Origin of the sequence: Brevibacillus panacihumi (assembly GCF_003710985.1) — a bacterium.
GTDB classification, from domain to species: domain Bacteria; phylum Bacillota; class Bacilli; order Brevibacillales; family Brevibacillaceae; genus Brevibacillus; species Brevibacillus panacihumi.
In genome coordinates this window covers 80,342-96,351 of sequence record NZ_RHHT01000008.1, presented here as the reverse complement: position 1 = coordinate 96,351, position 16,010 = coordinate 80,342, and the positions used below count along the sequence as shown (strand labels likewise).

The window sequence follows — 16,010 nt, the reverse complement described above, 5'->3', positions numbered from 1 at the left end:
CTTATTGGGCTGCTTTTCTCACCTTTTCATACAAAGCTTTGGTGTTGTCTGTGGTCAGTTTTTCTTCCAGCAATGGTTTGACTGCCTCTTGGAAGATCTTAATATCTGGCTGATTAAACTTCGCCCCTGCCGCTTCCGCTGCTTGTTTGGCAGTTGCAACATCGGCATCCCACAGTTCCACTTCTTTATCGATGGCTTTGGCGAATTCTTCTTTGAAAATGTTTCGATGCTCTTCAGACATGCCGTTGAGCAGCTTTGTGTTGATGATCAAGTAATCGGGGATCATCAGATGCTGTGTATAGGAATAGTACGGCGCAATTTCGACATGCTTGAGGTTGGTATAGATCAACTCGTTGTTTTCTCCGCCATCCAGGACGCCGGATTGAATCGCGGTGTACACTTCCCCTTGACCCATAGGAGTTCCTGTACCACCCATGAGACCCATCATCTTGATATTGGTATCGCTTTCGATAATGCGAATTTTCAGGCCAGCCAGGTCCTGCGGCGTCTCAATCGGCTTTGTTTTGTTGTACACATTGCGGATTCCGCTGTGGAATGCGCCCAAGACGGTCATTCCCTTGTCCTCCGTAGACTTGTACAGGTCACCGACAACCTCCGGATTATTCAGTACGGACATCTGGTGATCCTTGGAGTCAAAGACATAGGGAAGATTGAACACCACGAAATCAGGATTGAAGTTTTCCATCAGACTCCCCGCCACAATGGACATCGCAATCGTCCCGGATTGGACCAGTTCGATGGTTTCGCGTTGGGCGCCAAGCAGTTCATTCGGATAGACCTCTACGGTGTATTTGCCTCCGGTACGCTCTTTGAGCTTTTCACCAAACTCTTTCATCGCTTTAAATTGCGGGTGATTCTCCGGCTGGTTGAAGGCTACCTTCAGCACCTGCGCCTGACCTGAATCCAGAGTGGAAGCAGTGCTGCTGTTGCTGCTGCCGCATGCGGATAGCACGGACAACGCCAAGAAAGCGGTTACACCTAGAGCTATGGAACGGAATGATTTTCTCATTTTTCATGACCCCTTATCTATTTTTATAAGTGATTCACAGGATAGTGGACAGCTTCCCCGCGCAAAAAGCGAACCGCTTCCTCGGCCACCTTTCGTTTCAGCTCCTGCGCAGCCTGCTCGGAATACCAGGCCATATGCGGAGTGCAAAGGAAGTTGTAATGGCGAAGCAAGGGAGAAGCGGCTGGCAGAGGTTCTGCCTCAGCCACATCCACGCCGGCCCCGGCAATCCATTTTTCAGAAAGCGCCTTGTCCAGAGCTGTTTCGTTGATGATGCCCCCTCGCGATACGTTGATCAAGTACGAGGTGGGCTTCATTTTACGCAACTCCGCCTCATCGATCAGATTGCGGGCATGGTCGAGCGGACAGTGGATCGAGACTACATCTGATACCGCCAATAGTTCGTCCAGCTCGACCAGTTCTATGTGCGTGGGGATGCTGCGATTCGGCTTTTCGCTGATCCGGGGATCATAGCCGATCACTTTGCAGCCGAGCGCGTGTACCTTGTTGGCAAACGCGGTTCCAATGCGACCGACGCCGATCACGCCAACGGTCTGCTCGCTGTGGCGAAAGATCGGGATGCTCGTCTGGTAGTTCCAGATGCCCTGACGTACCTGCTCCGTCATGAGCGGGATTTTGCGAGTCAAAGCCAGCATCAGAGCCAAAGCATGGTCGGCTACCTCATTTGTTCCATAGTCCGGCACGTTGCATATCTGAACGCCGTGGCGAGTGGCTGCCTCCAAATCGACGTTGTTGACTCCTACCCCGTAGCGTACAACCAGCTTTAGCTCCGGCAGACTTCTCATGACCCGGTCGGTGATCGGCGCATACTGATTCAGAAAAACGGCAGCGCCTTGCCCTTCCCGGATGACATCATCCTCCGTTCTGCATTGCTTGAGGACAAAAGGGACAGTCGCCTCGTTCAGAACACGGCGCTCAATTTCAATATCCTCATGATCGCAGTCCGTAATCATTACCTGTTGAACAGACATGTTTGTCTCACCCACCTATCGCAAATCCTTCATCGCTACGTGGTCCATATCGTCGAAGTCTTGATTTTCCCCGCACATGCCCCAGATGAAGGTATAGTTGCGCGTCCCGATCCCGGCATGGATCGACCAGCTTGGCGACAGGACCGCCTGTTCATTGCTGATCACGATGTGGCGGGTTTCATCGGGCTTGCCCATCATGTGGAAGACGCGCGTGTCCTCCGCCATATCGAAGTAAAAATATACTTCCATCCGGCGCTCGTGAGTGTGGCATGGCATGGTATTCCACCCGCTGCCTTCCTCCAGGACTGTCATGCCCATGCTCAATTGGCAAGACTGCAGGACATCAGGATGAATGTATTGATAGATCGTCCGTTTGTTCATTGTGGCATTGTCCCCCAGCGGACGAGCCAGAGCCTTTTGCCGATCGATCTTCACGGTCGGATAGCTAGTATGGGCCGGACATGAATTGAGGTAAAACCTCGCTGGCTGGGAAGGGTCATTGGATGCAAACACTACCTCTTTGGTCCCTCGACCGATGTAGATGCCCTCTTTCGCGCGAATATCATGCACTTCTCCATCGCAAGTGATCGTGCCGTCGCCGCCGACATTGATGACGCCCAACTCCCGGCGCTCGAGAAAATATTTGGCTGCCAGCTCTTTTCCGGCATCCAATGACAGCGCTTTCTCTACTGGCATGGCGCCGCCGTATATGATCCGGTCCACGTGACTGTACGTTAACGTGATCTCGTCAGATCTGAATACAGTTTCCATTAAAAATTCCTCACGGAGCTTCTCGGTTGTATACGTTTTGACGTCCTCTGGATGGTGAGCATAAAGAATTTTCACTCGGTATCAACTCCTCTTTGTGGTGAAAATCAATCTGTGGGGTTCACATGTGAGCAAGGATGGTTGGCAAGGATGATATTTAGTTCCGTATTGTAGAACAACGTTCCACAAATATATTACAACGAACTGCCAGAACATTTCAATACATCATTCCCAAATTCTTTGCACTTGCTCGATTTATCAGATAAATCATTGATCTGCACGGGTTTCCTCGGTTTACAAAGCCGTTTCATTCCACTATGATAAAAATGGAACAGCATTTCAAAAGGGTGATTTTGGAAAATCAATCGGGGATTCATGTGGGATTGAAGCAATATTGAGAAGGAGAACGTTCATGTCAAATGTGCAATCTTTAGAACGAGCGCTTACACTCTTAAATGTCTTGTCTGAGTATCCAGAAGGCATCCAAATTACCCGTTTATCCGAACAAGTCGGACTGTCCAAAAGCACGACGCATCGCCTCTTGGCCACACTCGTACACATGAATTACGTCGTCAAGGATGAGGAGACGGAGAAGTACAAGCTGGGCTTTCAGCTCATCTATTTATCGCGAAATATCCTCAACAGCATAGATGTCATCCAGATTGCCAAGCCATTTCTGGAGAAGCTCTGCCACGATGTGAATGAGACCATCCACTTGTGCATCGATGACAATGGCGAAGTGATGTATATCGACAAAATCGAAAGCAACCAGACGATTCGCATGTTCTCCCGAATTGGAAGCCGCGCTCCCATGTACTGTACGGGGGTTGGAAAAGTATTGCTCTCCGGGATGAGCGCAGAAGCCTACCGCAAAGTGGTTTCCGGTATTGATTTCGTAGCCAGAACAGCCAAGACTATCACATCCGCCGAAGCGCTGGCCGAAGAAGTCGCAGCCGTGAAAAACCAGGGGTACGCTCTGGACAATATCGAAAACGAAGAAGGCATCCGCTGCATCGCCGCGCCAATCTTTGATTCTCAAGGAAAGATTATCGCCAGCTTTAGCATCTCCGGCCCAAGCAACCGGATCACGATGGAGCGCGTACAGGATGAACTGGTCAGAAAAATCCGCGAGACCTCGCAGGAGATTTCCCGGCAGCTCGGCTATCGCATCTAGCTCGCGTTTTGGTCCCGAACATGCAAATGTGCCTTTCGTCGCTTAGGCGGAAGGCTTTCTTCGCGTTTACGTTCCAAACCAGAAGCCCTCATACGAAGCCGGTTCCTGTATTCTCACACCCAATTGCTTTGCAGCCGTACGCGGCCAATACGGATCCCGCAACAATTCTCTGCCTATCGCTACCAGATCGGCCCGACCGTTTTGCAAGATTTCCTCCGCCTGAATTCCCTGTGTGATCAATCCTACTGCTGCCGTAGCAATATGAGCTTCACGTCGGATCATCTCTGCGTAGGGAGTTTGGTAGCCCGGATAGACTCTCGGACTTTCCAGCAAGAGTCCTCCGCTGCTGCATACGACCAAGTCGACATCCTGCTGTTTCATCCATGCGGCGAATTGCACGTAGTCCTGGATGCTGTTTCCCTGCTCGCTGTACTCGTTGGCGGAGACCCGAACGAACAATGGCCCGCTCCAGACACTCCGCACCTCATCGATGATTTCCCGCAAAAACTGATACCTCCCCTCTCTTGATCCACCGTACCGATCCTCCCTGGTATTCGTAAGCGGGGAGAGAAAGTCATTGATCAGATAGCCGTGAGCCGCGTGGATTTCCAACACATCAAAACCAGCCGTTGCGGCCCGGATCGCCGCTTGCCCAAACCCCGCTGCCGTTTCACGTACTTCTTCTTGGGTCAACCCTTTCGTAGCTCTGCCCTTGTACGGCAATCCCGAGGAAGAGCGCGGTTCCCCCTCCATCACTCGTTTGCGTCCTGCATGCCAGAGCTGGACTCCTGCTTTTGAGCCGTTCTCATGCAGCATCCGCACCAGCTGGCGCATCTGCGGAATTTGCTCATCGCACCACAGTCCGAGATTGCTGGGATAATCCCTGCCTTCCTCCAATACGGCGGTCGCCTCCAGGATAATCAGACCCACCTGTCCCATCGCCCTTGCTCCGTAATGAAGCATATGCCACTCGGTCACCTTGCCGTCTTCTTCAGCAGCCAACGTCCCCATCGGAGACATGACAATTCTGTTTTTCAGTTCGATTCCCTTTATCGTCATCGGCGTAAATAGCAGACTCATCGTTCACACACCCTTTCTTCTGGTTTTTGCAAAAATATTTTCTTTGCTCAATTGACCCTTATTTTATAAGATGAATACAAGGTTTTACATAAGATAACAACGGAATAAAGGATCGAGCGAATTGGTTTTCAAGCTATTTCAAATATAAAAACTTGAAAACAAAGGTGGTGTGTGAACGTGGACAAAGTCGATCAGCATATCCTGCTCCTTTTGCAAAATCAGGGCAGGCTTTCGATGACAGAGCTGGGCAAAATCGTCGGGCTTTCTCAACCGGCCGTGACGGAAAGAGTGCGCAGACTGGAGGAAAAGGGCGTAATCTCCGAGTATCGCGCCGTCGTTTCCCCGGAAAAAATCAATTTGCATGTGACTGCCTATCTGCTTTTTCACAGCAAGGATTGCGACAAGTTCGTCCAGTTCTGCAAGGAAACGCCGGAAGTGGTGGAATGCCATCGTATCAGCGGTCAGTACAACCATCTGGTAAAGGTAGTAACGGAATCGTTGCGCTCTCTGGAGCAAGCCGTCAATCGCCTCGGTGTTTATGGCGATTCGACCACCCTTATTGTGCTGTCTAGCCCGATTGACCATAAAGATCTGATTCCCGCGATCCCGGATGAGCAGTGAAAAGAAAAGAGGAACGGTCCCAAGCATGACTGCCTGGATCGTTCCTCTCTTCATTGTCTTTTTCTATTGAGCGGATTGGGGAACCGTTATTTGCTGGATTGTCTGTGCGGAAGCATCCGCCACCCAGATTTTCCCCAGGGCATCCACCTTGACAGCTACCGGCATGGAAAAGGATGATCCCAAGGTCGTCACTTTCCCTTGATGCAAATAACGGATGGCGTGATTCATGCTGTCCGCGATCAAAAGTCCCCCGTCGGCGGTTACTGCAAGCCCCTTGGGAAATTGGAATTTCGCTGCCGCCGCTTCCCCGTCAGCATAGGACCCCTCAGCATAAAGCGCGTCCTTCGCGTAAGCTTCTCCGCCCCCTGCCACCGTCGTCACTGTCTCGTTCTCCAGGTCTAGATAGCGAATCCGTTGGTTACCCGTGTCACTTACATAGAGATTGCCCTTGGCGTCCAGTACGATGCCGGATGGTTCATTGAATTTTGCCTCACTCAGCTTGCCGTCGCGGAAATCTCCGGCACTCTCGAGATACCCGCTCGCCAGCTCTACCGTCCGCTCAGACAAGCTGTTCAGCGTAGTTACGCTACCATCGGGAGCAACTTTGCGAATGGCGTGGTTCAAGGTGTCAGCGACATAGAGCGTACCATCCTCCGCTACCGCCACATCACTCGGCGAATGAAAACGCGCTTCTTTCCCCGTGCCATTCCGATCGCCCTGCACCCCGTCACCGGCGATGGTGACTACTCCCTGCGGGGTAATTTTACGGATCGCATGGTTTGCCGCATCCGCTACGTACAAAGCCCCGTTCTGATCAACAGCCAAGCCTTGAGGCTGATGAAACATCGATTGGTTCAGAGGGCCGTCCAGCAGCAGTCCCGCTGGAAAGCCTTTCGCGTCGCGGTATACGGTAAAGCCTGCGTACGTGCTTACGGTACCAGTGGAGATTTTGCGGATCAGATGGTTGCCCGAATCCGCGACAAGGACGCTGCCATCCGCGAGAATCGCCAGTCCCGCAGGCTGGCGGAAGGAGGCCGAGGAGGCGGGGCCGTTGAGTTCTCCGACGGCTCCGCTTCCGGCTATGAATTGATTTGGTGCTGCCTCCGCTTGTGCTGTTGATTGGATATCCTGGGCTGCATAACTAGAATTTGCCCCAACAGTCGCTGAGAGTATAATAGTAAGTCCCGTCAGGTATTTCTTTACATTTACAAATTGCAATGGAACTACACCTCATTTCTAGCGCTTGGATGTTACCTATTACGAAGTAGTCAATTCAGGTTTTCCCATGGTCTCTCCCTTGGCGATCGGAAAGTCATCCGGCCAAGCGAAAACGGTAAATGTGTATTCCTGACCCGTTTCCAATTCTTCAAATGTGTATTCCAACTTATCAGCGGTTAACCAGCCCAAATCAATCTCTGAATCATCATCATTATCTAAGAATACTCTATATCGCATGCTGTCCATATTCTCATAAGGAGCTGACCATCGAATGGTAACAGTGGTTTCTGTCGTACCAGCAACCCAAACATTGATCTCGTCTAATGGTAGCGGCTCTTCCGGAAATTCTTCCTCCTCAATGGTAAATGTCGCTTCTCCTCTTGTGAGCATATAACCATCGCTACCATAAGCAGTGACCTCCGCCCAATAAACACCTGGACTTAAGTCAGGAACATCATATTGCAGGACATCGGCATCCAATTCACCACTACATTCTTCTACACCTTCGCCAGCCAAACAAACTATATAGTTCTCCGCACCACTTACCATGGTCCAACTGATTTCTGCAGAAGAACCTGACGGCGTAGCAGTTACCTCAAACCTTTGATAAACAAACTTCTCGCTCCCTTTTGTGATTTGCTTTCCTCTCGCATCATACGCTATAATCGTCACTCTACTTTCTTCACCACTGGGCACCTCTGTCATATAGGAGGTTTCGCTACTATCAACGGAGATGCAAGGAAATTCATTGATACAAACATCGTACTTCTCAGCACCTTTTACCTCGCCCCATCCAATGTAAACCGCACCACCGAATCCCATCTCAATCGTAATATCAATGGGCTCCGGTTTTGGTTCCGGTTTTGGCTCCGGCGGATCAATCCCCAGCAAGAACGAATTGGTCTGCGCCGCATAGCTTCCGGATGGGTCATAAAACTTCGCTGCAAAGGAATTTCGCAGCATGTTGGACGTATCACTCGCCAAAGCGACAAGCACAGAGCGATCACCTGAAAGCGTGCTGTCTGCGACCGCCAATTGCTGCGATCCATCCATAGATGGGATGTCAAACCGATAACTCTGACCATCCTCCAGCGTCACCTCGTTCCCGGATGCGCTCCGGATCGGTCCCGTAAAAGAGAGTTGGATGTGCTGACTGTCTGCCACGCTTGCGGACACTGTGTTAAATATCCAGCTTTTTACTTCTCCGTCGCGTATATTGTCTGCCACGGCATAGGCTTCGATGCTCCCCCCGCTTGCCGCCACACCTGATTCATAGCGAGTGAAGTCCCCATTTTGCTTATAGTAAATGACTGCTCCCGGTGTCGAACTCTCCAACGTTACCAAGGTACCGGAATCCACCAATCCGCCACTCGGTGATGCCACTACCGCAGCAGCCTGTGGCGCATGAAAGACCCCATAAGTGGAAAAATGATCGACGCTTGCCGTAGCCACTCCGCCGCTTACATTGGTGCTCATATACTCCCAAGACTGATCCCGCTTCTTGTAAAAGATCCCGACATCGTCCGTCTTCTGTCCTGATTCAATCGGATAGGAAAGGGTCACAGGACGCGTAATTTCGATTCCTTCAAAGGCAAACTGCAGCACCAGACCTGCCGGGGTCAATTCACCGCCGGGCACACTCACCTCATTGATGCGCACAGTCGCATTGTCGGGAATGCTGTTTGCCCCCATATCAAGTACGAAACCCTTGTCGAATTGGATCGGCCCTTTCGTTAAATGAACAGGTTTGCCAAAAGGCGCAACCACATGCAGCGTCAAAACAACCTCTTTGTCGTAGTTCTTTACCTTCCCTACGATCCGGTGCGTACCTGTCTTGCGAGTATCTATCTGCTTCTGATCCCATTCCACAAACACTTTTTTCGAAGTGCCATTGCTCATCTCAGCAGTGACATAGATCGGAAGTTTGTAAGCTGCAGCCAGTTCGACCTGCTCCTCCAGATTGTCAACACGGGCAACAGTCAAGTCCTGCTCTGGATCTTTGTCTTTACCCGGAGACCCGCCCGAACCGCCTGATCCGCCTGATCCACCTGATCCTCCCGAGCCTCCCGACGGTTTCGTTGCCACGGTGTTGCCTGCAGGAGTTCCTGTTCGAGCTTCGAGCTTTTCACGCGCTTTTCTTTCTGCTTCTTCATTTTCCCGAACCAATCTCTCATGCTCTTGCTTGATTCGATTCAGCAAGTCATTGTATTCTTGTTCGCGTTTTCTCTGTGCCTCCTCCGCTACATACCTGCGTCGCTCTTCCATTTCTTGCAAACGATCGCGCTCGCCCTGCTGCTTCTCATTCCACTCGATCGGGTCAATAACACCGCCAAGCCGGATTTTGCGCTCCAATTCCTGATTGGCTTGTTCGACCAATTTGGCGATTTCTTCGTCACTTACGATTTTGCGGTTCAATGATGTCTGGATGAGCGAATTGACTAAAGACTGCATATTTTTTTCGTATTGATCAAGGTCCATCTGCTGATCGAGATGCAACTGCGGGAAGCCCGCTTCTGCTGTGCCACTCTCGAAGCTTTGGCGAACCTGTTCGATCCATTGATCATGCTCCTGGTCCATCACTTGCTTATTCCGGATCAACGCTTTTATTACCTCGGGCGCCAAATCCTGAATGATATCATCCGGCAGAATAAAGGACACACCTGACTCAGACGGAAGCGCAGCATCACGTCCGTAAAAGGCCCCTTGCATCATCGGGTACACAACGGTGGGGAGTTGTTCAGCCGTATTTTCTGCCTGCACGATGCCAGATGCCACAAAAACACCGCTTCGTCCGGTAATCGGGTCAACATTCACGTAGAATTGCGTGCCACGTACTCCCATGATGGCGGTAGGCGTCTTCACCGAAAATTCATCCGCCTGATTGGTCAAGGATTTCACTTTCACAAAGGTGGAGCCGGAGGAGACCTGGACATTCGTCTGCTTGCCCTCGATGGTCTCCTGCAATTCCGCGAGTGTAATCACTGTATTCTCGCCCACAGTAATCTCGTCCTGATGATCGACGATCGAGAGCACGACGCTTGATTTGGCCCCAGTCGAGATCTGGTCTCCTTTGTTCAAACTCATGCTTTTAAAGGCTTTATACTCCTTCGTTCCTCCTGATTTCTTGATCATCACTGTGCCTGTCACCTGCTCCACCTTGGCGACACGCGCTGTCTCGGCATGCGTGACAGCCGCCATCCCCGACCAAAGCAGGCAGACCAGGATGAGCGCCACGATCCATCTTGTCAGGGCTTCACGTTGCCCTATTCGATTCTCCATGCTCAATCACTCCCCCACCTTTATTTTTGCTTCCACACCATCTGGTCGCGCGATCCAATCCTCGACCTCGTACAAGCGAATGGATGCGCTTTTTCCTTTCATTTGCCTCTCACCAACCACGCGATACCTGAAGAAATTCTTCGTACGCAAATAAGTCTCTTCGGATACAAGAATCTGATTGGCTGCCGAATTGGACTCGATCCGTGCTGCCGTATTGACGGCATCGCCAATCGCTGTATAATCAACCCGCAAATAGGAACCGATATTGCCAACCACCACTTCACCCGTGTTGATTCCGATCCCGATGCTAACCTCGACACCGTATTTTTGCAGGATGTCCGCTTGCACACTCTTCATGCCATTCTGAATGTCGTAAGCTGTCTTGACCGCATGGTATTCATGATGCGGCACATCCAGGGGAGCATTGTAGAGAATCATGGCTGCGTCACCGATAAACTTGTCAATCGTCCCCTTGTTCGCCAACACCTGATTGGTAATCATATCGAACATCATGTTGAGAAAATCGACGATCTCCTCTGGCCGCAGCTTTTCGGATAGAGGTGTAAAGCCGCGAATATCCAAAAACAGAATCGTCAGCTCCTTGTTTACGCCCCCCAGCGGCAGCTCTACGTCGCTTTTCGCGATCTGCTTCACCAGTTCGGGTGACAGATAGCGGCCAAACTGCTTCGTAATAAATTGCTTTTGCTTCATTTCAAAAAAAGTCTTCACTGCAAGGTTGACGACATAGACCAGCCAAAGCGCCGCGAGCGGGTAAACCACATCGAGGTAGACCAAACGCTTTTGAAAAAGAAGCCACTGCCCGGCCAACAAAACCGCTGTAAGGAGAAATTGAAGAGCTACGCTCGTGACTGTCTTGGTTCTCCAGGTCAGTAACACCGATGCAGCCATTGCGGCCAGAATCAGGACCAGGATGGCCAGATCCCCAATGACCGTAATCTTCTCGTGACGCAATAATTGATCCACGATATTGGCGTGCGCGTAGACGAGGTACATATGATTGTCTACCGGCGTCGGCTTGGCGTCATCACCGGCAGCCGCAAACCCGATCAGGACGATTCTGTCCGTAAAGGTTTCTGCCGGGACCTCCCCGTTCATGACCATGTAGAACGGGATGCTCATAAAATCCTTGGTGGAACTGTTAAACTTGATGTTCATTTCGGCCTGCGGATGGTCAGCCAGATAATCCTTTACATCCGCCCCGTACATTTCAGCAATTTGATATCCCAGCGACGGAATCGGCCCTTCAGGCGTATCAAGCATCAGCCAGGTTCGCCGGATCAATCCGTCCTCATCGATGGCAGCATTGATATGTGCTGTTTTTGAGGCCGCAGCAATCTCCGGGATCGGCCTGTTCAACTTTTGCCCCTTGAGCAGCTCCCCTTTTTTTACCAGGGTCTCCTTGCGAAAGAAGCTCTCCATCTCCACGGTGGAAGGGATGATGACCTGGTCATGCTTCGCCAGCTCCTCCGCAAATGCCTGATCTACGGCAGGATCGTCGCTTTTCGTAGCAAACGTGATGTCGAATGCTACCGCCTTGGCTCCTGCTAACTGCTCGAGCAATGGTATGTAGATGTCTCGCGACCACGGGAAGGTGCCGATCAAATCCAGGGACTCCTGGTCGATTTCAATGACGATAATGTCTTCATGCGGCGCATGCGTCATGGAGGTTTGCTGGTTGTAATCATAGAGGGCCCGGCTCAGCACCTGGAAGGCTCCTGTGAAAAAAATAGCCAGACAGATCAGCAGGATCAGGATGTTGCCAACCACCAGGAAGCTGCGAATTTTTTTACTCATAGGGTGTCGTTCCCCCTCCCTACAGGCTGACTGCAACAGCGAGAATGATCAGATGGAAAGTCTGGTCCACCATGATCATCAACCATTTGCTGCGCTCATCCGTGACGCCCATGACCCGTTCATACCAGAACCGGACTATTCCCCGGCGGTCCAGGATCACATGTGTAAGAAAAACGAATCCAATCGCCCACCAGGATAGGCCTGTCGGCAAAAACAGATACGCTGCCACACTGACGGCCAATGTATATACGAAGCAGTGCGCCAGCAGAGGGCGCCACTGCTCTGCCTTGTACTTCGCCATCCATTCCGTCTGCAAGAGATAATCCCCGACCAAGTGGGCAAGGAACAATACGTCAAACTGGCTTAGTGCATTCACTTCCTTCTTGTCTCCTTTACAGGCAACCGCTAGCCGATTGCACCTCTCCTCATATTTCGTCCTTGCATCGATCGAAGCCTCGAAGCAAGTGACTCGATCATGCTGCGGATGACGCTCTCATCCCCGTAACAAAAGTCGTAAAACACCTCATCGCGAATCTTCACCAGCACGGAGGTCTCCAGCGCTGTTACGCTAGCAGAGCGCGGCGCCCGCTCCAGCAGGGCCATTTCCCCGATGACATCTCCCTGATGAAGCTCTGCCATTTTCCTTCCATCCCGTTCCACGCTTACACGGCCTGAGATAATGCCGTACAGGGCGTCACCTGGTTCCCCGTATCGCAAAATCGTTTCTCCCGCCTGAACCGTTACCTCCTCGGTCAACTCCACCAAGGCTGCCAATTGTGTATGGGAAAAGGAAGCAAACAAGTCTACCTTGAGCAGGATCATCATTTTTTCCGTCAGGGACGATGCTTCCTTATCTTCCGCTGATTTCCTCACAAGCGGGGAAACTCCCGTCACATCCGAATGAGAGTCCTCCCGAATATCCACTTGCGAGGAATGACTCTCTTCATTCAATCTGCGAATCCGTTTGCTCAGCATGCTGGCAAAGCTAATCGCCAATTCCAGATTGCTGCTTACCAAATCGTAAAACGCATCTTTGCCGATTACACCCAGAGTTGCCGTCGTCTCCGAGAAGACCGTCGCTGTTCGACGTACGTGGTCAAACAGCGACATTTCCCCGAACAGCTCCCCTTCTCCCAATCGCTCTACCCTGCGGCCATCCCTGACAACTTGGACCTCCCCTTGCAAGATCAGGTACAGGGCGTCACCGATTTCTCCCTGTTGAATGATGGTCGTTTTGGGTTGTACTTCTTTTTTCTGGAGATCAGCCGCCAGCTTTGCCAGTATGTATCCTGGCAGTTCCGAGAAAGAACTGGCCTGCTTCAAGAATCCAACTTGTGTGATTCGTTCCTCCTCTTCCCTGGTTAATGGCCTGATTCCGTTCATTCGGGCAAAGGCGGGATCAAGCGCGCATAGATGGAGCAGGCAGATCTTCAGCCAGTCATCCGCCTTTTCATACAGGTCGGTCCATGCCTGATTCTCTGATTTCACCATGACACGTTGGTTGTCATAGTTGGCGAGAATAACCGGCATAATGGACCCCCGGTGCTGCTTTTGCAACAAATTGTCCATAGCCTCCAGGGCATTTCCCTTTTGCCGCATATCCCCGCTCTCCAAATTAAAGGCAATCGTCTCTATCATTCTTTTGTCGTAGAGAAGAGATAAAAGCGCGAACAGATTGCCCATTGCCGTTTTCTTATCTTGCAGCAGGGCATCGCTGTGCAACGCCATTTCAGGAGTAGACCGTAACGAGAGTGCCTGAAGTGCGTACAAACCATGCTGTACATGTCTGGCTTCCGCTTCGATCATTGCAGAAAGAGAATCCTGCTCCTCGCCACGATAATCATAGAGCTTGAACATGGCCTCCGCGATGCTCGCACGAATACGAGTCGATGCCTTCTGATACGTTTGCTGCAAAAAGCGATACGCTTCACCTGAGGGGTGTTGGGCCAGGATTTTGGCCGTGTACAGCCGAATCGTTTCATCCGCGTGCGGCTTATCCCACTCATGTTGCAGGTGATGGAGCAGCGCATCCAAGGGAAATAAGGCGAGAGCGGCCAACGTTTCCTTTTGCAAACGTGATTCCCCGAGCTGGACCAGGACATCTGGCAGCAATCGCGGATCTGCCAGTTTTCCTGCGGCCGTGATGGCGTGGCGCCTAGTCTGCTTGTCCGGGCTTTGCATCTGTCTTTGCAATGATTCGTACAACGTCTCGTCAGGGCTGCCTTGCTTGATTAGTCCATAGATCGCTGCGATACGGACTTCTGTGGCCGGATGCTCCAAAAAGGACGCAAATAATGTTGTATTCCTCTTATCGGCAGATGCGGCGAGCGTTTGGATAACCTTTGCCAGAAGCAAACTGTTATCCGTTTGAAGCAGCGGCTGCAGATACGGAGTCCACTGCGGCTTGCCCGCTCTTTCCATGTATTCCAGAACCTCGAACTGCAGCGTCTGAGGAGAATTCGCCAATAGGGCGGCCAGATACCTTTCCATGCTGTACTGCGGGATTTGCGCCAGTAATCGAAACGCATGGAGCCGCTCGGTGTCCGTTCTGTTGTGGTCCTCCATGATCTTCGCCAACAAGGGTGCTTGAATCAAGGAAAGGTCCAAATCGCCCATATCGCCTTGTTTTTTCCTCAATGTGGCGAGCAGCATCTGCACATACTCTCTCTTTGCAGGAAAGATGGCCAAAACGGCTATGAACAGCATCAGAGCAGCGATGATGCTGAAGCTGGTCAAGCTGATTTTATCTGCCATGATGATCAGCAGCAGCGCTGCCACACCACTCATCCCGTAATCAATCACTCCACCGACCAATCCTTTGGCTTTTCCGCGTAAATGGGCCGGGATCGGGAAATACATCAGCTCGTGCACGGATTGATGGATGGTCTCTGCAAAAGCGCGGTAACTGGCTTTCAGCACTACTGCTGTCAGCAGAACAGGCGCAAGGAAGAAGGCAATCGAACTAAACAGCATGGACAAGGGCATGACAAGAAAGGCGGGTACAATGCCATAACGCGTGAGCAGGCGAGTCGATACAAACACTTGAAAGACGAAGGCGATCACACCCGTCACACTGTAAAACATGCCCAGAAAGCTTGCCAATTCCGCTTCTGACAAGCTTTGACCCAGCGTCATCTTGAACTGGTAATCAGTCAGTGTAATCGCTACAGAAATTGTACCGATTATGATCGCGATGTATTTGAGAATGGGTAGTTGTTTGAATGGATTTCCGTGGGGAGGAGATGGTTCTGATGCTTGCTTTTCCTGGGGGCGGTGATCTGAAGTTTCGCTCCCTCCATGGGATGCTTTCCTCTGCAAACCTCTTACAAACCAGATGCCGAAAACGACGAGAGCAGCGTAGACGTATATCAATAATTCCGTGCCGAAAAATGGTGCCAGCGAGCTGGTGGCAAATCCCCCAATGATAGTCCCGGCGACGCCTCCAGCCGCTACTGTGCCGATGTAACGCTTTGCATTCCGTGCGTCCAGGACGGTCGCCATAAAGGTGAAGAAGGCCATCGTCAGCAGTACCGTGTTGGCTTCATACCCGACAAACATCACTGGATAAATCCATGCGACGCCCGTCTTAAGAACGAGACCGGTCAAAAGCACGAATCCTCCTACACCGAGAATGGAGCCGACTAGCAGGTGATAGGGAGAGACCCGCTCCGAGACCTTTTGAAAAAAGATTCCGACCAATACGACAGCAACCGTTATGTACAGATACATGTAGCTCAGCTTGGCTATGTCATAATGGCTCAAAAACAGCGTGTCTGCAGCAGCCGAGCCCATAACCGACGACATCATGATTACGGTGTAAAAGACAGTCAGTAATACAACGCTGGGCAGTACTGATTTTATGTTCGCTTGCCCTCGGCCGAACAAGCGCTGGAAAACGCTTTTGATCACTTCGACTACCTCGTTTCCGTTTATTGACGGTCCCTTCCCTGTATTTACCGTATAACAAAAATAGGGTATTCTTGACCCAGGACAGGTCTTCCTGCCTAATTCACTTTTTTATTGTACTGGATTTTTA

At 51.2% G+C, this 16,010-nt stretch carries 11 protein-coding genes; 2 read left to right on the top strand and 9 right to left on the bottom strand.

Annotated features, from left to right (window positions below; genetic code table 11):
• Position 1: 1 nt before the first annotated feature.
• Genes EDM58_RS05855 through kduI form a run of 3 tightly spaced genes read right to left on the bottom strand, consistent with a single transcriptional unit; the run spans position 2 to position 2,865 of the window.
• Positions 2–1,030 (bottom strand): TRAP transporter substrate-binding protein, encoded by a 1,029-nt coding sequence (locus tag EDM58_RS05855; RefSeq protein ID WP_122912527.1) that lies wholly within the window; start codon positions 1,028–1,030, stop codon positions 2–4.
• Between the two features lie 23 nt (positions 1,031–1,053).
• The gene (locus EDM58_RS05850; protein ID WP_122912526.1) at positions 1,054–2,019 is read right to left on the bottom strand and encodes a C-terminal binding protein; all 966 of its coding nucleotides are present in this window, start codon (positions 2,017–2,019) and stop codon (positions 1,054–1,056) included.
• Positions 2,020–2,034: 15 nt separating this feature from the next.
• A complete protein-coding gene (gene kduI / locus EDM58_RS05845) occupies positions 2,035–2,865 on the bottom strand; it encodes a 5-dehydro-4-deoxy-D-glucuronate isomerase (RefSeq protein WP_122912525.1) in 831 nt (276 codons plus the stop codon).
• Between the two features lie 334 nt (positions 2,866–3,199).
• Here kduI and EDM58_RS05840 point away from each other — a divergent pair, with 334 nt between their 5' ends.
• Positions 3,200–3,961, top strand: coding sequence for an IclR family transcriptional regulator (locus EDM58_RS05840; protein WP_122912524.1), 762 nt, complete (start codon positions 3,200–3,202; stop codon positions 3,959–3,961).
• A gap of 66 nt (positions 3,962–4,027) precedes the next feature.
• Here the strand turns inward: EDM58_RS05840 and namA are convergent, their stop codons facing one another.
• A complete protein-coding gene (namA, locus tag EDM58_RS05835) occupies positions 4,028–5,041 on the bottom strand; it encodes an NADPH dehydrogenase NamA (RefSeq protein ID WP_122912523.1) in 1,014 nt (337 codons plus the stop codon).
• A gap of 177 nt (positions 5,042–5,218) precedes the next feature.
• Between namA and EDM58_RS05830 the strand changes: the two genes are divergently transcribed.
• Positions 5,219–5,662, top strand: coding sequence for an Lrp/AsnC family transcriptional regulator (locus tag EDM58_RS05830; RefSeq protein WP_122912522.1), 444 nt, complete (start codon positions 5,219–5,221; stop codon positions 5,660–5,662).
• Between the two features lie 63 nt (positions 5,663–5,725).
• Here EDM58_RS05830 and EDM58_RS05825 read toward each other — a convergent pair whose 3' ends face one another.
• From EDM58_RS05825 to EDM58_RS05805, 5 genes are read right to left on the bottom strand one after another with little or no spacing between them, the layout of a single operon-like run.
• Entirely contained in the window at positions 5,726–6,880 is a 1,155-nt protein-coding gene (locus EDM58_RS05825; protein ID WP_122912521.1) for an NHL repeat-containing protein, read from the bottom strand.
• 39 nt (positions 6,881–6,919) lie between these two features.
• Complete coding sequence (locus tag EDM58_RS05820; protein ID WP_148039306.1) at positions 6,920–10,159, bottom strand: Ig-like domain-containing protein; 3,240 nt, start codon at positions 10,157–10,159, stop codon at positions 6,920–6,922.
• 6 nt (positions 10,160–10,165) lie between these two features.
• A complete protein-coding gene (locus tag EDM58_RS05815) occupies positions 10,166–11,974 on the bottom strand; it encodes a CHASE2 domain-containing protein (RefSeq protein WP_122912519.1) in 1,809 nt (602 codons plus the stop codon).
• A 19-nt stretch (positions 11,975–11,993) separates the two neighbouring features.
• The gene (locus EDM58_RS05810; RefSeq protein WP_122912518.1) at positions 11,994–12,350 is read right to left on the bottom strand and encodes a DUF3307 domain-containing protein; all 357 of its coding nucleotides are present in this window, start codon (positions 12,348–12,350) and stop codon (positions 11,994–11,996) included.
• Between the two features lie 29 nt (positions 12,351–12,379).
• Positions 12,380–15,883 carry an MFS transporter gene (locus tag EDM58_RS05805; RefSeq protein WP_122912517.1) on the bottom strand — a complete coding sequence of 1,168 codons (3,504 nt, stop codon included), beginning with the start codon at positions 15,881–15,883 and terminating at the stop codon, positions 12,380–12,382.
• Positions 15,884–16,010: the final 127 nt, after the last annotated feature.